11 protein-coding genes are annotated in these 22,378 nt (G+C 65.7%); 4 read left to right on the forward strand and 7 right to left on the reverse strand.

The annotated features are described in order from the left end of the window. Nucleotides 1–51 precede the first annotated feature (51 nt). Entirely contained in the window at nucleotides 52–1,686 is a 1,635-nt protein-coding gene (locus JW958_01785; protein ID MBN1824965.1) for a right-handed parallel beta-helix repeat-containing protein, read from the reverse strand. 537 nt (nucleotides 1,687–2,223) lie between these two features. On the opposite strand from JW958_01785, the gene JW958_01790 reads away from it, so the two are divergent. Continuing rightward, entirely contained in the window at nucleotides 2,224–7,050 is a 4,827-nt protein-coding gene (locus JW958_01790) for a carboxypeptidase regulatory-like domain-containing protein (protein ID MBN1824966.1), read from the forward strand. Nucleotides 7,051–7,147: 97 nt separating this feature from the next. Here JW958_01790 and JW958_01795 read toward each other — a convergent pair whose 3' ends face one another. From JW958_01795 to JW958_01820, 6 genes are all read right to left on the reverse strand, one after another. Further along, a complete protein-coding gene (locus JW958_01795; protein ID MBN1824967.1) occupies nucleotides 7,148–8,512 on the reverse strand; it encodes a sigma-54-dependent Fis family transcriptional regulator in 1,365 nt (454 codons plus the stop codon). Then, nucleotides 8,490–10,442 carry a PAS domain-containing protein gene (locus JW958_01800; GenBank protein ID MBN1824968.1) on the reverse strand — a complete coding sequence of 651 codons (1,953 nt, stop codon included), beginning with the start codon at nucleotides 10,440–10,442 and terminating at the stop codon, nucleotides 8,490–8,492. The genes JW958_01795 and JW958_01800 overlap by 23 nt, the downstream gene beginning before the upstream one ends. 168 nt (nucleotides 10,443–10,610) lie before the next feature. Further along, on the reverse strand, nucleotides 10,611–14,312 hold the full coding sequence (locus tag JW958_01805; GenBank protein MBN1824969.1) for an FAD-dependent oxidoreductase: 3,702 nt from the start codon (nucleotides 14,310–14,312) through the stop codon (nucleotides 10,611–10,613). Nucleotides 14,313–14,378: 66 nt separating this feature from the next. Continuing rightward, complete coding sequence (locus JW958_01810) at nucleotides 14,379–16,157, reverse strand: NADH-quinone oxidoreductase subunit NuoF (GenBank protein MBN1824970.1); 1,779 nt, start codon at nucleotides 16,155–16,157, stop codon at nucleotides 14,379–14,381. A gap of 115 nt (nucleotides 16,158–16,272) precedes the next feature. Beyond that, complete coding sequence (nuoE, locus tag JW958_01815) at nucleotides 16,273–16,779, reverse strand: NADH-quinone oxidoreductase subunit NuoE (GenBank protein ID MBN1824971.1); 507 nt, start codon at nucleotides 16,777–16,779, stop codon at nucleotides 16,273–16,275. A 126-nt stretch (nucleotides 16,780–16,905) separates the two neighbouring features. Beyond that, nucleotides 16,906–17,895, reverse strand: coding sequence for a response regulator (locus tag JW958_01820; GenBank protein ID MBN1824972.1), 990 nt, complete (start codon nucleotides 17,893–17,895; stop codon nucleotides 16,906–16,908). 387 nt (nucleotides 17,896–18,282) lie between these two features. Here JW958_01820 and JW958_01825 point away from each other — a divergent pair, with 387 nt between their 5' ends. The 3 genes from JW958_01825 to JW958_01835 all read left to right on the forward strand — a co-directional run bounded on the left by JW958_01825 (nucleotide 18,283) and on the right by JW958_01835 (nucleotide 22,371). Further along, entirely contained in the window at nucleotides 18,283–19,020 is a 738-nt protein-coding gene (locus JW958_01825; protein MBN1824973.1) for a hypothetical protein, read from the forward strand. Between the two features lie 386 nt (nucleotides 19,021–19,406). After that, the gene (locus JW958_01830; protein MBN1824974.1) at nucleotides 19,407–20,651 is read left to right on the forward strand and encodes a hypothetical protein; all 1,245 of its coding nucleotides are present in this window, start codon (nucleotides 19,407–19,409) and stop codon (nucleotides 20,649–20,651) included. Nucleotides 20,652–20,781: 130 nt separating this feature from the next. Next, nucleotides 20,782–22,371, forward strand: a complete 1,590-nt coding sequence (locus tag JW958_01835; GenBank protein MBN1824975.1) for a hypothetical protein — start codon at nucleotides 20,782–20,784, stop codon at nucleotides 22,369–22,371. The last annotated feature ends 7 nt before the right edge of the window (nucleotides 22,372–22,378 follow it).

The following is a 22,378-nucleotide window of genomic DNA, read 5'->3' on the forward strand; positions in this document are numbered from 1 at the left end:
TAGATCCCGCAACCGTAACGGATTCGGCTTGCGCTTTCTACCGTGTTCCCGTCATCGGGTGATCACGAGGCGACCGCTCCGTGGGGACGGATCGCCCGTGATTCGGTAGAAGTAGATGCCGCTCGACACCGGTCGTCCCGCGTCGTCCCGGGAGTCCCATTCCACCTGTTGCGCGCCGGCGCCGAGATCACGGTCTTCCAGCATGCGCACGCGCCGGCCGGCGACATCGTAAATCGCGACGGAGACGCGGCCCGCCCGGAGGACGCCGAAGTGGATCGTCGTGCCGTTCCGGTTGGGGTTGGGCGAAGCGTAGTGCCGCAAGGGGGGAGCGATTCCCTCCGGAGCGCTTCCCTGGTCGACGCCGACACCGTCGCAGGTGCCGATCGTCTCGGCGCCGATCAGACCGCAAGAGGATCCGTCGGGGTGCCGTCCGGGGAAGCAGGGAGAATCGCAATGGAGGGTGAAGAGATCGTTCGCATCGTCACAGAACCGCGGGTCCTGCGAGAAATTGCCGCCGTCGTCCATGCCGCAGATCGCGTCGCCGCCGGTGTTGCCGTAAAGATCACAGCAGGAGAAGACCGGCGTCCCGTCCGTGCAGGTGATGCCGGCGCCCGGGCCGTTGAAGGCGAGGATGGTTTGCTCGATGACGGGGGAGCAGTACTGCGAGGTAATGCCCCCGCCCAGTTCGTCGTCCACCGTTCCGTTTCCGGCGATGGTGCATTGAAGCAGCGAGCAGGCGTTGGCGAAAAAGAGGAAGAGACCGCCGCCGTCGGAGTCGTCGCCGGGCGCGCTGTTGCCGGTGACGACGGAGGCGCGCATGACCAGAGTCGCCATCTCCAGATAGATGCCGCCCCCGGGGCCGTAGTCTCCGGTGGTTTCGTTGTTCTGCACGTATGTGGACTCGATGGTCACCGTCGCGTTGTCGGTCACCGCGAAGCCGCCTCCCCGGCCGGAGGAGACGTTCGCGTTCACGCGGGAGTTTTTCATGGTCGCCGTGGAGTTGTTGATGCTGACACCCCCGGCCGCGCCGTTCACCGTGGGCAGGAGGTTGGAGTCGATGACGCAGTTTTCGAACGCGACGGTGCAGCCGGCGCGCACGAAGACGCCGCCGCCGGCGGGCGCCTCGTTCCGGAGAACGCGGCAACCGTAGAAACCGACGTCGCAGGTGTTCTCGACCGCCACGCCCCCGCCCTGTTTGGAATGGTTGTCGTTGATTTCACAGTCGAAGAAGTCCACATCCGAGCCGTCCATGACGATCACGCCGCCGTCGTGATTGTCGGTGATCACGCAATCCTCGACGATCACTTCCGCTCCATCGTCGGCGAAAATCCCCGAGCCGTACATCTCGGCGAAGGCCTTGCGGACGGTCAAGCCCTCGATCCGGACCCCGGTGACGCCGTCGCAGAAGATTCCCCGTCCCAGGCTGTCGCCGTCGATGATCGCGCCCGGTTCGCCCAGAAGCGAGACGCCCGACTTCATGTAGACGACGCACTGCGTGGTGTCCACCACGGGCGGGTAGAAGAGACTGTCGTAGACGCCCGCCGAAAGGAGCACCGTGTCTCCCGAAACGGCGGCTTCCACCGCCTCTTGGAGCAACGTGTAGTCGCCCGGCACGGTGATCGTGCCGGCGTGGGCCGCGAGTGCCGCGGCGAGAAGGATCATGGGAACGAGGTGCGTCGCTTTCATCTGTGGATCTCCCCTTCCGCTTTTATACGGTCGGTGATAAGCCGGTTTCAACAAGGGGGAGCAGTGAGCGCGCCGATCCAAGGGCCGGTGAACGGTCCGAGACGAGGGCGCGGCGAACGCTGAGGGGCGTGGTCGAACCACAGGAGACGCCCTTCCTGCGCCGGGCCGGCGATTCCGCGCAGGGAGGGCGGGAAATCCACCGACTAAGCGAAATTATACCATACCGTTGTCCGTTCTTTCCACCCCGTTTTTCCGGTCACGGCCTCTCACCCACTCCGCCCCGAGTTCGAGGGAGTGCTTCGTAAGCGTGGCGCCCGGCGGCTCTTGCTTTCGAAAACCGCCCCCTCCGTGAAGGAAGCTAGATCTTGTTTGGGCAAAGGGCATTATGATATACTATAAGCCTGACGAAGGTTCTTCTTCGCTCCCCGATACCGGAAAGAACCGGACAAGATTAGAGCCCGTACTCTGTTCTCCCCCTGGAGCCGCTCCCGCGCGGCCATTTCCGATCGAGATCGTTTACCCGATAGGGAGGAAACCATGCGTCGATCCGCACATCTTGCGTTTTTCTGTCTTCTCTTGACCGTGTTCCCCGCTTTGCGGACCGAGTCGATGCAACCGGAACCGGCCCGGGACGCCGTCCCGACCGTGGAGGTGACGGAAGAGAGTGAGGGCGTGCTCCGCCTCCTTTTCGAAATGCCCCTTCTTTCCGAAATCGAGTTGGAGATCGACGGCGAACGTTTTCGGTCCTTCTCCGTGCCGGGCGGCGGGTTCGAGGGAGAGATCGGCGGACCGGCGACCCCCATCTTCACGCGCCTGATCGCCGTCCCCGAAGGGGCGAGGATCGAGGCGAGGGCGATCGTCCTTTCCGAGGAAACCCGCGAGGGGATTCTATTGGCTCCCCTGCAGAGAGGCGACGAGAGCCGTGAATCCGCGTTCGACTACGACGAGGAAGCCTACGCGGTCCGGGGCGCCGATTCCCCCTCGGCGAGCGTCGGCGAAACCGCCCGGATCCGCGGCCTGCGCGTCGCGCCGGTCACCTTCCGTCCCGTCCGCTACGACCCGGCGACGCGCACCCTGCGCGTGGCGGACCGGATCGAAGTGGAGATCGTTTTCGATGGAGGCGCCTCGAAAGCGTCCGCTGCGGATATCCGGCCCATGCCCCCCAGCTTCGATCTCCTCCTCAGCGAGGCGGTGGCGAATTACTCCTCACCGGACAAGAGCCGCGCGCTCCCCGGCGGCCATCTGATGATCTGCCCGAACAACGCCGCGCTGGTCGATTCGCTGCAAAGACTTCTGGACTGGAAGGAGCGGAAGGGAGAGCCGGTCACGCTGGTCACCACCGCCGTCACGGGGACCACCACGGGGGCGATCAAGAGTTACATCCAAAGCGTCTACAACGACGATTCCTTCAACCTCGAATACGTCACACTCGTCGGCGACGTGAGCGGCACCTACGCGATCCCCTGCTGGTATGAAACCTCCAGCGGCTACGGCGGCGAAGGGGATCACGGCTACACCCTTCTCGACGGCACGGACATCCTGGCGGACGTTCACATCGGCCGCCTTTCGGTCAGCAGCGCCGACGAGGTTTCCCGGGTGATCAGCAAAATCGTCAACTATGAGAGCGCGCCGGAAATGGGGAGCACGAGCTGGTTCACCCGCGCCTGCGTGGTCGGCGACCCCAGTTCCTCCGGCGAGAGCTGCGTCGAAACCGGCCGCTGGCTCGCCGACCGGCTCCTCGATCTCGGTTACGACGACATAGACACCATCTACACCGAGAATTTCGTCAGCCAGATGAGCGCTTCCATCACCCAGGGCTGCTCGGTGCACGGCTACCGCGGATGGTACTATACGAGCGGCTGGGGGACGTCGAACATCTACACCCTTAATAACGGCTACAAGCTCCCCTACGTGGTGATGCTCACCTGCGACACGGGGAGCTTCGCCGGCGGCACCTCCCGCTCCGAGGCGTGGCTGCGGGCCGGAAGCGGAACGACCACCATGAAGGGGGGAATCGGCGCGGTCGGCACCGCCACGATCCACACCCACACGCGCTACAACAACTGCATGTACTACGGCATCTGGCGCGGGATTCTCTGGGACGGACCGGCCACCATGGGCGCCTCCCTCACCCGCGGCAAGCTGGAGATCTATAATAATTATTACGACAATGAAGCGGACGTGGCGGAGACCTGGGCCTACTGGAACAACCTAATGGGCGACCCTTCGCTGGACGTATGGACCGCCGTTCCGCAAACCCTCACGGTGACCCACGACGCTTCCGTGGCGCTCGGCGCCAACTCGATCGTGGTCGAAGTGGCCGCCGGCGGCACGCCCGTCCGGGACGCGCTCGTCTGCGTCCGCAAGGGGAGCGAGACCTACGAGAGGGGACGCACCGACGCCTCCGGTCGGATCGAACTGCCGCTGAACAACTCCTCGGGCGGCGCGATGCAGATCACCGTCACCAAGCACAACCACCACCCCTACCTGGCCGACGTGACCGTCGACGCCGGCGGCGACCATCTGGGTTATCTGGCCCACACCGTGGACGACGACGCCTCCGGCGACAGCCAGGGGAACGGCGACGGCAACGTGAACGCCGGCGAGGCGATCGAGCTTCCTGTGCAGCTCCGCAACTACTCCGGCGCCACGAAAACCTCCGTCACCGCCGAGCTCACCAGCGACGACCCCTTCGTCACGATCCTGGACGGGAACGAGACCTGGGGGGACATCGGCGGCGGAGGCGATGACTGGTCCGACGAGGACTTCGACTTCCAGATCGCGCCCGGCTGCCCGCAGGGGCATCTGGTTCAGCTCGGCCTGGACGTCTCCTCCGGCGCGTCCTCCTGGCACTCGCTGATCGAAATCCCGGTGGTCTCCAGCGCATTGGAAACCTACGCCGTCATCGTGGTCGACGGCGGGAACAGCCGCCTCGACCCGGGCGAAACGGCGAACTTGGTGGTCCGGATCGAAAACACGGGGGAGAGCTACGCCTCGAACGTCACCGGCACGCTCTCCTCACTCTCGTCGATGGTCACCGTGGGCGACGCCTCCGGCTCCTTCGGCGGAATCGACGTGGGGGCGGTGGGCATCTGCGACACCGACTATTTCACCGTCACCGCCGACGCCTCCACCTATCAGGGCTATCTCGCCAACTTCGAAATCGTCTGCGCCTTCTCGGGCGGGCGGATCGACACGGTCCCCTTCTCCATCACCGTCGGCGCCGTCGCCACCTCCGATCCGACCGGTCCGGACGGCTACGGCTACTACGCCTTCGACGACACCGACGCCGGCTATCCGGAGGCGCCGGTCTATTCCTGGGTGGAGTTGGATCCGTCCTACGGGGGCGACGGCACGGAGATCGTCCTCGGCGACAACGGGACCTACCAGGACAAGTCCGTCGTGATCGCGCTCCCCTTCCCCTTCCAATACTACGGCGAGAGCTACGACACCATCACGGTCTGCTCCAACGGGTGGATCTCCATGGGCCGCTCCCCGTCGGTCGCCTATCGAAACTGGATCATTCCCGGCTCGGGCGGCCCGAACGGGATGATCGCCCCCTTCTGGGACGACCTGGACCAGTCCGGCGGCGGCGCGGTCTACCGGAAGTACGACGCGGCGAACAACCGGTACATCATCGAGTGGAGCCGCATGGAGCAGTGCGACTGGGGGACCGACGAGACCTTCGAGCTCATCCTCTACGACCCGGCCCATCACACGACGGACACGAACGACGGGATCATCGTCTTCCAGTACTACGACGTGAACCAGTACGACGCCTATCCCTACAACGGCTACGCCACCGTCGGGATCGAGAACTTGGACCAGAGCGACGGCCTGCTTTACAGCTATTACAACAAGTACTCCTCCGGCTCTTCGATTCTCGCCGACGGCCGGGCGATCCGCTTCGTGCCGGTCGCCGCGGGCCCGACGGGAACCCTCACGGGCGACGTCTTCAACGCCTCCAACGGGAACACGCCGATTCAGGGCGTGCAGGTCCGCCTCGTCGAAAGCGGCCGTTCCTTCTCCTCCGGCTCGGACGGCAAATACGGCGGCATGGTCACCCCCGGCGTCTACACGGCGGTGGCGACCCACGCCAGCTTCGATCCGGACACGGTGGAGAACGTGACGATCACCGAAGCGCAGAACACGGACATCGACTTCTATCTGATCGACGTCGTCGCGCCGGTGCTCGGCGTCACCGCCCACGCCTCCACCGACGACGAAACCGGCCCCTACACCATCCCGGTCACCATCGCCGAGTACTCGGACCTGGCGCAGAAAACCCTTTACTATCGAACCAACTGGAACGGGAACGCGACGCCGCTGGAGCTGCAGTACCTGACCGGCGACTCCTACGAGGCGGACATCCCGGGGCAGCCCTACTCGACCATCGTCGAGTACTGGGCCTACGCGCGCGACGCGGTGGGGCTCGAGTCCGTCGATCCCGCCGGCGCTCCGGCGGAGGTCTACCGCTTCGTCGTGGCGCCCGAGATCACGCTGCTCGACGAAGAATTCGAATCCGCCGGCGATTGGACCGTCGGCGACGTCGATGACGACGCCGCGTCGGGAATCTGGGTGCGCGAGGCGCCGGTGGGAACGGAGTACAACGGGGAAACGGTGCAACCGTACACGGACCACACCATCGACCCGGGCGAGATCTGCTTCGTCACCGGTAACGCCGACTCCGGGCAGAGCGCCGGCACGGCGGACGTGGACGGCGGCAAGACCACCCTCTTCTCCCCCGTCTTCGACCTCTCCGATTACATGACCGCCTCGGTCGCCTACTGGGTCTGGTACACCAACGACCGGGGGCTCAACCCGGGCGGGGACATCTGGAAGGTGTCGGTGAACGACGGCTCGGGCTGGACCGACTTGGAGTACACGTCGGCGAGCACCAACGCCTGGGTGCAGCGGAACTTCGTCCTCGAGGAGCACATCGACCTGACCTCCACGGTTCAGTTCCGCTTCGTCGCCTCCGACGACGGGAGCGGTTCTCTGGTCGAGGCGGCGGTGGACGATTTCCGCCTCTTCGGTTACGTGGACGTGATGACCGGCGTGTCGGAGGGACCCGCGCCGGAGGCGCGCCGATTCGGCCTCGAGCCGTGCCGCCCCAACCCCTTCAACCCGACCACCACCATCGGCTACTCCCTCGCCGCGCCCGGATCCGTGAAGATCACGATCCACGACGTGTCGGGGCGTCTCGTGCGTACGCTGGTGAACGGCCCCGAAACGGCCGGAACGCACCACGCGGTTTGGAACGGCCGGAACGATGAGGGTATGGGCGTTGCGAGCGGCGTCTACTTCAGCCGCCTCGTCGCCGGCGGTGACCGGGAGACGCGCAAGATGGTGCTGATCCGTTAGAGTTTTTCGTCATAAGAAAAGGGGGGGACGTCCCCCCACGCGAAAGGCCCGGGGTTCACCGCCCCGGGCCTTTTCCTCGCGCCGTTACCCGTCCGGATCACCCGCCACCGTTTCCCTCCAGGATCCGCCGCAGGCTTTCCTCGTCGATCCCGAGGGCGGCCGCCGCGCGCGCCCGGTTCCCCTGGAAGTGGCGAAGCGTCTTCTCCCCGTGTTCCCGCTCCACCTCCGCGAGAGAACGGGCGTGGAAGGGCTCCTCCTCCGCGCCGCCGGCGAGGATCCGATCCCGGAGATAGGGGGAGAGCGTGTCGACGCCGATCCGGTCCCCTTCGGTGTTGATAACCGAAGTGGCGATGATGTCGTGCAGCTCCTGCAGGTTTCCCGGAAAGGCGTAGCCGACGAGCAGGTCGAGCATCCGCGGCTCGAAGCCCACGATGTTCTTCCTCTGCCGCGCCGCCTCCTGGGCGAGGAAATGCTCCGCAAGAACCGGAATGTCCTCGGCCCTCTCCCGGAGGGGAATCAGGCGGATGGAGTGCACCATCAGGTGATGGAACAGGTCCGGCGAAAAGGCGTCCCGAAACTGCTCCTCCCCCAGTTCGTGGCAGGAGGCGGCGATGATCCGGACGTCGATGGCGTGTGTGCGGGTGCTCGACTCGCGGTAGAACTCCTTCTTCTGCATCACCCGAAGGAGACGGATCTGCACCGGCCGGGGAAGTTCCTCCACGTTGTTGATGAAGAGGGTCCCCTCGGACGCGCCCTCCAAGAAGCCGGGCCTCACCTCCCTCTCCCCCTTCCAGTCCTCCGCCTGGCCGAAGAAATCGGCGGCGAAGCGCTCCGGATCGTGGGCGGCCACGTCCACCGAGACGAGGGGGCCCTTCGCGCGGGGGCTGGCGGCGTGAATCGCGCGCGCCATCGACTCCTTCCCCACCCCCCGTTCGCCGAAGATGAACACGTTCAGGTCTCCGGCGGCCATCTTCTCGGCCTGGTGGAAAAGCTGGATCATCGACTCGCTCCGCGTGGGGAGGTGCGCGAAGGCTTCCTCATGGGCCAGGTCCTCCCGGCGCGGCCGGTCGGGGATCTGGCGGATCGTGGTGCGAAGGGCCCTCTGGGTGATCGCCTTGTCGAGCACCTCCAGCAGATAGTCGTCCTCCACCGGCTTGGTCAGGTAATCGAAGGCGCCCAGCTTGAGCGCCTTCACCGCCAGGTCCACGTCGTTCACGCCGGTGAGCACGATGACCGGCGTCTCCAGCCCTTTGTCGTGCACCAGCTTCAGCACGTCCATGCCGGAGAGCTGGGGCATGTCCATGTCGAGCAGGATCGCGTCGAAAACCTCGCGCTCCAACAGGTCGGGAATATCCTTGGAGTTGTTGATGACCGTCGGCTCGTACCGCTCGGTCTGCATCAGGAAGACCATCAGATAATTCGTGACGGCCACGTCGTCGTCAGCGATCAGCAGCTTCCTCATCCGTCTTCCCCGCGGCGTCCGCCTTCTTCTTTTTGTACGGAATGCGAATGGTGAACGTGGTTCCCACGTCCGGCTTGCTGGAGACGGAGATGGATCCCCGGTGCTCCTCGATGATCCGGTAGGCGATGGAGAGGCCGAGGCCGGTCCCTCCCTTGGCGCGCTTGGTCGTGTAGAAAGGGTCGAAGATCTGGTTCAGCGTGCGCTCGCCCATTCCCTTCCCGTTGTCCTGCACCTCGATCGTGATGAAGTCCTCGTCCGAACGGGTGATCAGGCGAATCAGGCCGCGCCGGTCCTCGGGCATCGCCTGGCTGGCGTTGATGATCAGGTTGATCAGCACCTGTTCGATCTTCTGGGCGTTGCCGGTGAAGGTGGGTATCTCCCTCTGCGGCTCCAGTTCGATGTCGGCCGCCTTGTGCACCTGGTTGTGAACGAGCCGGGCGCTCTCGTTGATCACCGTGTTCACGTCCACGTTGTCGATCAGGAGCCCTTCGTCCCGCCTGGCGAAACGCTTCAGCCCCTCCACGATCCTCTTGATCCGTTCCGAACCGTTCGCCATGTCCTGGATGAGGGTCATGATGTGGCTGCGGAAGAAGTCGTACTTCAGGCGGGCCACCTTCAGGTCCGGGTGGCTTTTCTGATATTCGTCCACGATGGGAAGGATGTCCTCCATCGCCTGCTGAAAGATCTTGATGTTCCCACGGATGAACTGATTGGGGTTGTTGATCTCGTGACCGATGCCGGAGACGAGCTGTCCCAACGACGCGAGCTTGTCCGCCTGCTGAAGCTGCTGCTCGTACGTCTTCTTGTAGGTGACGTCCCTGTAGAACTCGATGATGCCGTTCACGTCGTGGTCCTTCCCGAAGATGGGAAGGGCGTGGACTTCGTAGTAGTTGTCGTCGTGACGGATCTCGAGAGTGATCGGCGCCTTCTCCCGAACGATGCGCGCGAGCCGGCAGTCCAAGCAGGGGCGATCGCTGTCGAAGAAGGTCTTGTGGCACTTGCTCCCCGGCGGCACCTCCTCCCGATTGGTCATGATCACGTTCCTCTCGCGGTCGATGATCGCCACCTTGTCGGGGATCGCCTGGAACATCGTTTCCAGGCGGATCTTGGACTCCTCGAAGCCGGTCACCACGCCGTCGAGGTAGGAATTGATCTTGTCGAGGTGCCGGCGCTGATTCTCCATCTCCTCCCGCTTGGCGGCGAGGGTGTCGGCCAGTTCCTTCCGGTCCAGCGCGACGCCGAGTATCCGGGTGATCCCGTTCAGCAGCTTCTGCTCCTCCGGAAGCATCTCCAGGTCCGGCGTGTCGTAGCCCACCACGATCTCGCCCCGGACTTCATTCCCCACCACCAGGTTGCTCTTGATGGTGAGCCCCTCGGGACGGTCGCCGTACTCCCTGCCGAGGAAGGAAGAGAAGACCGCCACCCGGTCCGGATACTTCATCCCCTCCCGCATGAACTCGGGAAACTTCTCGAAGAACTCCGCGACCGAACCGGAGACCTCGATCCACTCCGCCACCGCGTAGAGGCAGGAGAGTTCCTTGATCCGCTCGACTTTGTCCCAGTCCGTCATCCCCTCCAAGCCGTCCAACTCGGCGAGGCGATTTCCCCAGAAGAGGTAGAGCACGCCGTCCTCGGTTTCCGCCGAGACCCCCTTCAGGGGGATCGAGGGGATCCGGTCGCACACCTTCCAGAACGCCACCTCCCGGCTCTCGCTCTCCCGCACCCGGGAGAGAACGCGGCGGAACTCCTCGAGCGGAGTGGGCGGGAGGATGTCGGCGAGCGTCCGGCCGATCAGGCCGTCCCGGTCGAGCCGGCACTGCCGGGCGAGCATGTTGCTCACGTGGACCACGCGTTCGCCGTCGTCCAGAACAAGCAGGTAGTCGAAGCTGACGTCGAAGAGGCGGAAGACGTTCTCGGTGGTAATCGCCATGGCGGACTCCAGGGGCGGGCGGCCGGAGCGGGTTCCGGCGGCCGGTCCGAGGGAGTGGACGGCTGGGAACGCCGGGCGGGGGCGTCCCTTCCCATGCGCCGCCCGGCGGGGCGACGGATCGTCGACGGGCCGGAGCGGCGGCGCACGGTCCGCCCCGGCCCGATCCCGCTAGGCCCGGCGGGCGCCCACGCGGAAGTGCTCCAGCCCCACTTCGTGGACGTCCCGTTTGTACTGGGCGATCTCGGTGAGCGCCGGCGTCCTCGGGTAGGGCGTGGCGTCCACGTCGGCGATGACCAGCGTCCCTTTCCCGTCCCAGGCGGAGCGATCACCGTCGCCGAGATAGAAGGGGAGCCTGTCGCCGAGACCCTCGCGCGCCGCCTTCCATAAGGCTCCCTCGATCCTCGGGAACACGGCGGGCACGGAGACGCCGAGATGATCCGCCAGATTGCGGAGCACGCGCCAACCCTTCATGCCCGAAAGAGGCGCCGCGGCCGGCTGGAACCGGATCGCCCGCCCCTCGAAGTTCACCCGCGTTCCCTCGCTCTCCAGGTAGGTGCTCCCCGGAATCGCCACGTCCGCGAAGAGGGTCGTCTCGGTCCGCGCCCAATCGACCGCGGCGAGAAACTCCACGTTCCCCAGATAGGACGCGGTCTTGTTGTATCCCATCGGATCCTCGCCGACGACGAGGGCCGCTCGGATCCGCCCCTCCCGGAGCGCGCGGAGGAGGTCTTCACGGTTCTTCGCGCCCGGCAGGGCGGGCGCGGGGGCGCGCCCCGCCGCGAAGGCGGGATCGGCGCCGGAAAGCTCCACGCCGGCGCCGTTCGCCGCCATGGAGGGGAGAATCAGGTCCGCCGGGATTCCCTTCCCGCGGAGGAGGAGGACCAGGTTCGCCAGCGTTTCCACGTCCCCCGGCGCGAGATCCCGGGAGCGATCCGGGCTGTGGATGACGACGACCCTTCGCGCGTGTAGGACGAGCCGGGCCGCCTCGCGAATCTTCTCCGCCTCCACGCCGCTCCGCTCCGCCGCCGCGGCGAGGGAGTAATCGTGCGGATCGTCGAGAAAATCGCTTCCGCCCGGCATGGCGCGGATCGCTTCCCGGTCGAGCCATCCTTCATCGATGCCGAGCTGGATCACGCCGTTCCAGAACGCCGCGGACCTCCCGCGCATCGGGTCGAGGGAGAGCGCCGCCAGGCTGTCCAGCGGGCTCGGCGAGGAGTTGGAGACCACGAGCCGGGCGCCCCCCTCCTTCACGGCGCAAACGATCTCGCTGGAGAGGACGGCGTGCTCCGCCTGGGTGTCCGTGTTGTTGCAAAGGATCAGGTCCGCCTCCCGGAGAACGCTCCGATCCGCGGTGGATCCCGTGAAACCGAAGGAGCGGTCGAGCGTCGCGGCGCGCACCCCGGTTTCCATCAGGGCGATGGATCCCACGTTGTTCGTGCCGAGCCCGTCCCGGGCGACGAGGCCGGCCAAGTACAGCTCCTCGTTGGTCAGCTCCGGCGAAACGAAAACGGCGACCGACTCGGGACCGAAATGTTCCGCCGCGCCGCGCAGACCCTCCACGGCGAGCGCGTAGGCGTCCCGGAAACCCACCGCGCGATGGCGGCTCCCTTCGCGCACCGTCGGAACGATCAGGCGCCGCCCCTTGATGAAGAGTTCATGACCGAAACGCCCGTACTGGCAGAGATAGTCGCCGGGCTTACCGGAGGATTCGATCCAATACCGATCCTCGCTGATCCGCCGGACCGTGATGGGGCAGCCGATGGAGCAGAAGCCGCAGTGGGTCTCCTCCCGCTCCGCCTTGAAGGGAGAACGTCCCGGGAAGGGGAGCCTCGCCTCGAGCGCGCCGGTGGGGCAGGCGTCGATGCAGTTTCCGCAACTGATGCAGCTGGTCTGCACCAGAGGATCGTTCATCGCCGGCCGCATCTCCGTCCGGAACCCCCGGTTCGTCAGGCCGAGCGCGGAGATCGGCAACACACGGTCGCAGGTCCGGATGCAGCGGGCGCAGAGGATACATTTGTTCGGGTCATAAATAATGTAGGGATGGCGGTCGTCCGTCTTGTGCTTCCGCACCTGGCCGGCGAAGCGCTCCATGTCGACGCCGTACTCCTCGGCGTATTCCCGGAGCTTGCAGTCGTCGAAGGCGACGCACCCACAGGAGAGGCAACGTTCCTGCTCGTGGATCACGTCCTCCCACTCGAATCCGACCGCGACCTCGCGGAAGTTCCCCCGGCGCTCCTCCACGTCCAACTCCTGGAGATGGTGGCGCGGGCTCTCGGGGACGTCGCCCAGCTCCACCCGGCCCGGCTTGGACCAGAATTCCTTGCGGACCGCGAAAGGCTCCGCCGGAAGTTCCTCGCCGGAGAGGAAGGCGTGGATCGCGCGGGCCGCCCGGCCGCCGTCACGGATCGCGTCGATCACCACCGTGGGGCCGTCGTCCGCGGCGTCGCCGCCGGCGAAGAGACCTTCCACGTTGGTTCGCATGGTTCGGGTATCCACCTCGAAGGTTTTCCACCGCGAGACGCCCGGAGCCTCCGCCCCCGCCTTCTCCAACAGATCCTCCAGGATCGGTTCCTGGCCGATGGCGGATACGGCGAGACGGCAGGGGAGGTCGAACTCGGAGCCCTCCAGGGGGACCGGGCGCCGCCGCCCGGAGGCGTCCGGCTCGCCGAGCGTCATCCGGATGCAGCGAAGCGCCTTCAGGCGATTCCCCTCCCGAACGATGCCGACCGGCGCGGCCAGCTCCAGGATTTCGATCCCCTCCCGGATGCAATCCTCGATCTCCAAAGGATCGGCGGGCATTTCCGCCTTGGTGCGGCGGTAGAGGAGGATCACCTTCTCCGCGCCGAGGCGCCAGGATGTGCGGGCCACGTCCATCGCCGTGTTTCCGCCGCCGACCACCACCACCGTACCCTCCACCGGCTCGGGACGGTCCGCTTTCTCGACGAGGAAGTCCGCGCCGGTGACCACGCCCTCGGTGTCGAATTCATGTTCCACCCGCATTCCCTTGCCGCGGAAAGCGCCGGGCGCGAGAAAAACGGCGTCGTGCTTTTTCCGAAGTTCTTCCAGCGCGACTTCCCCGCCGACGCGAACGCCGGTGCGGATCTCCACGCCGGCGCGGGTGATGAACTCCACCTCCCGGTCGAGAACATCCTTGGGAAGACGGTACTCGGGGATGCCGTATCGGAGCATGCCGCCGGTCTTCTCCATCGCCTCGTAGATGACCGCGTCGTACCCCTTTCGCCCGAGAAACCAGGCGGCGGTAAGCCCCGCCGGTCCGCTGCCGACGATACCCACGGTTTTTCCCTTCGAGGGCTCCCTCTCCGGATTGCCGTTGTAGACGCCGGGCTGATCGGTGACGTGACGCTTCACGAAATTGATGCCCACCGGGGAATCCACGTCCTGCCGGCGGCAGACCACCTCGCACTTGCGCACGCAGATCCGCCCGCAGATCGCCGGAAGGGGGTTGGTCTCGCGGATCAGGTCCACCGCCTTGCGGGTTTGCCCCATGGCGGCCAGGGCGATATACCCCTGCGCGTCCACGCCGGCGGGGCAGCCGAGCTTGCAGGGAGAGAGGCAGTCGGCGTAGTGGTTCGAGAGGAGCAGCTCCAGCGCCGTGCGCCGGGAGCGGATCACGCGTTCGTTTCGCGTGTGAATTTTCATCCCTTCCGCGACGCGGGTGGAGCAGGCGGGAAGCAGGTTCGGCCTCCCCTCCACCTCGACGACGCAGACGAAGCAGGAGCCGTAGGGTTTCAGCTCGGGCGAGTGGCAGAGGGTGGGAATCCGGTCCAGCCCGTGCTCCTCCACCACATCGAGAATCGTCCGACCCGGTTGGGTCTCGACGGTCCGTCCGTTGATTTCGACCTTCACCATCGTTCTCGTCTCTCCATGCGCGGCCGCCGCCGCGGTACCGGTATGGGCGTCCGGGACACCGCGGGCCTAGTCTTTATAAACCGCGCCGAAAGTACAGGAGGTGATGCACTTCCCGCACTTGACGCAGATCTCGTGATCGATCACGTAGGTCTTCTTCGGTTCGCCGGCGATGGCGTCGACCGGGCAGTTCTTGGCGCAGAGCCCGCAGCCGACGCACTTCTCCGGATCGATGTTGTAGGTGACGAGCAGCGCGCAGCTCTTGGCGGGACAACGGTGGTCCCGGATGTGCGCCTCGTACTCGTCCCGGTAATAGCGGATCGTGCTGAGCACCGGGTTCGGGGCGGTCTGGCCGAGACCGCAGAGGCTCGCCTCCTTGATCCGGCCGCCCAGCTCGCCGAGCTTCTCGATGTCCTCCTCGGTCCCTTCGCCGTTCACGATTCTTTCCAGGATCTCCAGCATCCGCAGCGTTCCGATCCGACAGAAGGTGCACTTGCCGCAGGACTCCTCCTGCGTGAAATCGAGAAAGAAGCGGGCCATGTCCACCATGCAGGTGGTGTCGTCCATCACCACCATGCCGCCGGAACCCATGATGGCGCCGGTGGCGGGGATGTGTTCGAAATCGACGGGCGTTTCCTTCAAGTGCGAAGGGATGCAGCCGCCCGAAGGGCCGCCCATCTGCACCGCCTTGAACTCCCGATCCCCCCGGATGCCGCCGCCGATGTCGAAGAGGATCTCCTCGATGGTCATCCCCATGGGCACCTCCACCAACCCGCCGTGGCGGATCTTCCCCGCCAGGGCGAAGACCTTGGTGCCGGGGCTCTTCTCGGTGCCGAAACGGCGGTACGCCGCGGCGCCGCGGGTGATGATCCAGGGGACGTTGGCGTAGGTTTCCACGTTGTTGTTGTTCGTCGGCTTCCCCCACACGCCCGCTTCGGCCGGGAAGGGGGGTCGGATGCGGGGCATCCCCCTCTCCCCCTCGATGGAGGCGAAGAGGGCCGTTTCCTCGCCGCAGACGAAAGCCCCCGCCCCCTGTTTGATGACGATGTCGAAGGAAAAGCCCGAGCCGAGGATGTTCCCGCCCAGGTATCCCTTCGCCCGGGCGGCGGCGATGGCGATCTCGAGCCGCTTGATGGCGAGAGGGTATTCGGCGCGGCAGTAGATGAAACCCTTCGACGCGCCGATGGCGCGGGCGCAGACGATCATCCCCTCCAGCACCGCGTGGGGATCCCCCTCCAGGACGGAGCGGTCCATGAAGGCGCCGGGGTCCCCCTCGTCGGCGTTGCAGATCACGTATTTCACGTCCGAATCGTAACCGGCGGCGAAAGACCACTTCAGGCCGGTGGGAAAACCGGCGCCGCCGCGCCCGCGGAGGCCGGATTCTTTCATCTCCGAAAGGATCTCCTCGGGCTTCATCTCCAAGAGCGCCTTCCGGGTCGCCTCGTATCCGCCCGCCGCCTCGTAGTCCTCGATCCTCTCCGGGTTGATCACGCCACAGTTGCGGAGAACGATCCTCTCCTGCCGGGCGAGGAAATTGCTCTCCGCGCCGGAGGGCTCCTTCCCCTCCTCGACACGGTACACGAGGTACTCCTCGAGGACCTCGCCCCCCTTCACGTGGCGCTCGACGATCTCCTCCGCCCGCGTGGGGTCCACGTCGCCGTAGATGGTGCGGGAGCCGTTCTCCCGGATCTCCACCAGCGGCTCCCGATAACACATGCCGATACAGCCGGTGTAGGTGAGTTCCGTCCCGGCGCCGCTCGCGCCGAGGATCTCCTCCAACCGCCGGTACACGTCCCGAGCCCCCGCGGACATGCCGCAGGTGCTCATGCCGACCAGGATCTTACACATCGGGTCCACTCCGTGCCGTTCACCGATGCTCGATGAAGAGAGAAGCCGTGATTTCGGGGAAGGGCGGTTTCCCGAGCCCTCCCAGCGAACAGCCGGGGTACGGGGTCGCCGCGGCTCAGGCGCCGGCCGCCGCGGTTTCCCCGGCGGTCTTCTTCCGCTCCTCGCGGCGGATCGTTTTCAGGATCTTGCGAGCCGAGGCCGGGGTCAGCTTGCCGTAGGTTTCGTCGTTGACCATCATCACGGGGGCGAGGGAACAGCAGCCGATACAGGCGACGGTGGAAAGCGTGAAGGCGCCGTCCTCGGTGGTCCCGTTCACCTCGACGCCCAGCTCGTCCTGGATCGTCTGCAGCAAGGTCTGCGCCCCCGCCACGTGGCAGGCGGTTCCGCAGCAGAGACGGACCACGTGCCGGCCCATCGGTTGGAGGCGGAACTGGCTGTAGAAGGTGATCACCCCGTAGATCTTCGACTCGGGGATTTTGGTGACCCCGGAGATGTACTGAATGGCGCGCCGGGGGATGTAACCGAAATGGTCCTGCGCCGATTGCAGAAGCGGGATCAGCTCGCCGGGGGCGCCGTCGTACCGCCAAAGGTGATAGCTGAAATCCGATTCCGGATGAGACATGGTTCGTTCTCGTCCTTTCGCCGCCGGCCGGGCGGACCGCGCGCCGCGCGTTCTCTCCCGTTTCCGGCGGCCGTTTCGGTCGGTCCCGGCGCGCGGGCGGCGCGCCGTCCGGGGGGGACGGCCGCTTTAGAAATCGAGCAATTTAATGATCTTCGCTTCCTTCACCCGAAGCACGCCGTCGATCTGGCTCAGGCGCTCCACGATGCGGGGCGTCTTCCCGAAGGCGCCCTTCTCGGAGATGATGCCGATCAGCTTAGAGCCGCCGTCGATGATGTCGCAGAGAAAAACTTCATCGAGAAAGAAAAAGGTCGTGAAGACTTGCTGGATCGACTCCCGATCGATGTCCACGATCACGTAGGAGCGGGTGCCGGAGAGGCTGGGCATTTTCTCGAGATCCGCCTCTTTCACCGCTTTGCGGTAGACCTCGATGAAATCGCCCACGTCTCGATCGAGCTTGGGACGCTCCACTCGGGAGAGAGAGACCGCCTCCACGCCCTTCACGGACGCCACCCGATCGTAGAGGGTCTTCATCTCTTCTTCCGATCCCGCCTGGAGCAGCAGAATGATATCCACGTCGCCGCGGACCGCGTCGCAGGAGGCGATTCCCTCCATCCGGTAGAGTTCGCCGTAGATCTCCATGTCTCGGTCCGGCTCGGTGATCCGGAGCGTCACGTAGCCGCTCATGGTCTCCCGGATCTCTCCCTCCGCCGCGTCCTCCTTGGCCGGCAGGGCGGTGGTGCTTCCCGGAGTCAGCTCGCCGAGCGCCTTCACCAGATCGGAGATTTCAAAGGGTTTGTCGAGGAAACCCGTGTTGAGTTCCGCAAGCGCGGTCTGCTCGAGCATCTCGTTGCCGAAGCCGGTGATGACCAGCACGGGCAGATCCGGGAACTCGGCCTTGATCACCTTCAGGATCTTGAGACCGTCGATGTCGGGCATGAAGATGTCCGTGATCAGGTAGCCGTACCCGATCCCCTTCTCCCGCGACGCGTGCAACTCGTGGATCGCGGAAATTCCGTCCGGGCAGGCGGTGCAAGTGAACCCCTCCTGGGTCAGACCCACCGTCAGGTTCCGGCGGATTTCCGCCTCATCGTCGATGATCAGTACTCTTCGACTCACCGGTTTCCTCCTCGTGACGGCGGCATGGCGCCGGCGTTACGGAGACGACTCGTTTCGATCGCACCCCGCGCTCGGGCGGGTGCGCTCCTTGAGCGGCCCGGGAATTCCGGGGTTGACGGGGCGCCAAGGGGAAAGGCGCGGCGGGACGTGCCGCACCGGACAACGGACGTGTATCGAGTTCTTAATTCTAGAGGGGGTGGTCGGTTGAGGTCAACCCGAACCGTGCCTCGATCCGCCGGCGGGCGGGCGGATTAAGCGCGGCGGGGCCGTCACCCGTCTTTACATTTCGGGGTCACCGCGCTACCTTTGGCGCGGTTCCCGGGGGGCCGGACGGCGGGAGTCCGACCCGGGCGTTTCGGCAAGCGCCTACCGAGGGGAGGTCGGTCGATGCGAGAGCAAAAGGGAATGAGGGGCGGACGGCGCGCCGGAGCGGGCGGCCGCCTTCAAGGACGTTTGGGGCTCTCCGGCGTCTTCCTTCTCGTCGGCCTGGCGATCTTCATCGGGTGCGCCGAGGCGGCCCTCGCGGTGGAACAGGCCGGACCACCGGTCCGGATGGAGCAAACGGAACCGACCCCGGAAACGGCGGAGATCCCCGCGCGAACGAACAGGGCGTTTTATGGCCTCGCCGGCGTTCTCACTCTCTTTCTCATCTTTCAAGCCTATTTGGGCCTCTCGGGTCGGAAATGTAGGATCGAGAGGATCGCGGGGCTCCTGGACGCCGCGGCGGACGAACTCGATTTCTATCGAACACGGCTCGGGCGGATCGAAGGGGAAATCGGCGCCGCGCTGGAGGGTCCACCCGGCGCGCTGGGCGATCTGAACCCGGCCTGCCCCTTCCGGCCCGAATTCCTGGAACGCCTCCGGATCGAAGCCGCCCTGGACGGAGGAGACCGGAAGGCGGTTCGGGAGTTGGGGGAATGCCACTTCGAACTGAGCCTGATCGGCCGGGACATGGAACGCCTCGGCGGGGATGGAAATCACTCCCAAGAGGAGTGGCGCCGTCTGCGGGAACGTTTAGAGACGACGCGGCGCCGCCTCCAAAGAACCGGAGGGCGCATCGAGGAACTCGCCGGGCGGCACCGCTCCCGCCTCCACAGAATCCACTACCGAATCGCCCGAAGCTGACCTTTCCCCGCGACCGCCTTATCGACCGACCCGGACTAGGCAATCCGCCCGAGTCCGGATACAGTTGGGGCGGCCCTCCCACCCGACGAGACCCCTGAGAGGATTCCGACCCGACCGACCGATCCGCCCGCGGGAGCACGGGCTCCTCCGCCCTCCCGCGGGAAACGCCGCTTCGGCGACGGCGATCGCCCTTTTGGTTCCCGTTCGTCGACGGGCTCCCCCCCCGGCGGCGGGGACAGGCCCGGGATCACCGATCCCGGGCCGTTTTTTCACTCCACCGGACCCCTTCCGTGCGGTTTTCGCGAGTAGAAAATCGTACCTTTTAGCGCCGGAAAGTGTTATTATTTAACAAGAAGCACGGCTTTCCCCCGATGAGGTATCCGTCGATGAAGCGCATTCTGCCCGTTTTGCTTCTCGCCTTCGTCGTCACGATCGCGAGCGCGGAAGAGATCACCTTCGTTTCCTGGAACATCCTCAATTTCCCCGGCAGCACGGGGGCGATCCGGGAACCGGAGTTCCGCACCGTTCTCTCTACGATCGGCCCGGACGTCGTCGTCGCCGAGGAGGTGCTCGGGACGAACGGGCGGGACGACTTTCTGGACCACGTGCTGAACACCCTCGAGCCGGGCGCATGGGCGGCCGGTTTCTTTCACGACGGCTACGACACGGACCGCGCCCTCTTCTACCGGATCGGCGCGGTGGAGGTGCTGGACGGCGGCTGGTTGGACACGGCGCTCCGGGACATCGACTGGTGGCTCCTCCGGCTTCCCCAATCGGGGGAAACATTCCGGGTCTACGTGATGCACCTCAAGGCGAGCACGGGATCGGACAACGAACAGAAGCGACTCGCCGAGGTGACGATCCTGCGCAACAACCTGGACACTTTGGACGCCAGTCTTCCGGTCCTGGTAGCGGGCGATCTGAACATCTACGGCGCTTCCGAACCGGCCTATCAGAAACTACTCGAGTCCGGCGTGGGGCAATTGCACGACCCGATCGAGCAGCCCGGCGAGTGGCACGACAACGCGTCTTTCGCGGCGATCCACACCCAGAGCCCACGCACCTCCTCCTTCGGCGGCGGGGCCACCGGCGGGATGGACGACCGCTTCGACCAGATCCTGGTCACCGACGACCTGCTGAACGATTCGGGAATCGAGCTGCTCCCCGCCAGCTACACCGCCTACGGGAACGACGGCGCCCATTTCAACACCTCTCTCATCAATGGACCGAACGGGGTCGTCCCCGATTCGGTCGCCGAGGCGATCCATGCGGCGAGCGATCACCTGCCGATGATCGTGACGATCTCCGCCCCGGTGGGGACCGCGGTCGCCGGACCGGTCCCGGTTCGGGAAACACGCCTCGCGGCGGCCCCCAATCCCTTCAATCCCAGCACCCGAATCACCTTCCTCCTTCCGGAGAGTGCCGACGGCGGCCCCCTCTCGCTGCTCGTCTACGAACCGTCGGGACGGCGGGTCCGCACCCTTCTGGAAGGTCCGGCCCGGGCGGGCGAGGGGGACACGGCCTGGGACGGCACCGACGACCGGGGACGCCCCGTGTCGAGCGGCGTCTACATCCTCCGCCTGCTCTGGAACGGCGGGAGCCAGAGCGGAAGGTTGGTCCTCGTCCGGTAAAACGCCGGCGGGAGCGGGCGCACGCCGCCGGCACTATCCCCCCGGCGGCTTTCCGTGTATAATAGAGGCGATTCGTAGATATCTCCCGGCACTCCCTCGCCATCGTTCACACAACACGAAGAGGTGCGATATGCGTTTGCGCGCGTCCCTGTCACTCGCGGCCTGTCTGCTTCTCGCGACTTCCGCCGCCGCTTCCAACCACACCGTGCTGCCCGACGGCATGGGAGACTTCCCGACGATCCAGGCGGCGATCGACGCCGCTCAACCGGGCGACACCGTTTCCCTGGGGAACGGCGTGTTCACCGGGGCGGGGAACCACCGCCTCCACGTGAACGGCAAGGCGATCACGATCCGGTCCGCCGCGGGCGATCCCGACCTCTGCGAGATCGATTGCGCCGGCGACGGCCGCTCCTTCTTCTTCGCCTTCGGCGAGGGCCCGGGCACGTTGATCGAGGGAATCACCATGCGGAACGGCGTGGTGCGCTACCCGGATTACGGCGGAGGCGCGATTTACATCTATCAAGCGACGCCGACGATCCGGAACTGCGCCTTCGAGAACAACTACGCCTCCGCGCAAACCAGGGATCAGGGCTTCGGAACCGGCGGGGCGATCTATATCGACAGTGCGGAACCGCTGATCGAGGAGTGCGTCTTCACCGGAAACATCGCCGACTACGACGGCGGCGCCGTGCGGTGCGCGTACTTCGCCTCCCCCGTCATCAACGGCTGCGTCTTCTCCGACAACGAAGCCTCCGGCGGCGGCGGCGGCGTCTCCATCGACGAGAACTCCTCGCCGATCCTCTCGGACTGCTTCTTCAACGGCAACAGCGCGCAATACGCCGGCGCGATCGAGGTGGATCGCCTCTCCTCCCCCGAGATCTACAACTGCGAGTTCCACGAGAACACGGCCGCCGGGGCGGGCGGCGCGCTTTCCATCTACTACACCTCCAATCCCGTTCTGCAGGGATGCCTCTTCGCCGGGAACCGGGCAACCGGAGGCGGCGCGATCTACAGCGGATACTTCTCCGAACCGACGATTCGATTCTGCACCTTCTACGGCAACGAGGGAACGAACCTCGCCTCCTCGATCTACTGCTACTACTACAGCACGGTGACGGTGGAGAACTCGATCCTGGCGGGCGGCGCGAGCGGCGGCTCGGTTCATTGCCTCGACGGCGGCTCGATCGTTCTCTCCTGCGCCGACGTCTGGGGGAACACGGGCGGCGACTGGATCGGCTGCATCGCCGGCCAGCTCGGCTCGGACGGCAACTTCAGCGAAGACCCGCTGTTCTGCGATATCGCCGGAGGGAACTTCCGGGTGGCTGAAACCTCCCCCTGCGCCGCGTCGAACTCGCCGGCGGGATGCGGAACCATCGGCCTCGGCGAAGGCTGCGTCAACGTCGGCGTGGACCAGGCGGAGGGGAACGCGCCTCGAAGCCTGCGCCTGGTAGGCAATGCGCCCAACCCCTTCAATCCGACGACGACGATCCGCTACATCGTCCCCGAGGACGGCTCGGAGGCGTCGGTTCGCCTGACGATCCACGACCTCTCCGGGCGCCTGGTTCGCACTCTCGTGGACGAGCCCCGCGGCGCCGGCGAGCACCGGGAGGTGTGGAACGGCGCGAACGACCGGGGAGAGCCGGTCGCGAGCGGAATCTACTTCAGCCGTCTTCTGCGCGGCGGGGAAAGCCGGACCGGCCGCATGGTTCTGGTGCGGTAATTTTACT

It is taken from the genome of Candidatus Eisenbacteria bacterium, from assembly GCA_016930695.1.
Classification (GTDB): Bacteria; Orphanbacterota; Orphanbacteria; order Orphanbacterales; family Orphanbacteraceae; genus JAFGGD01.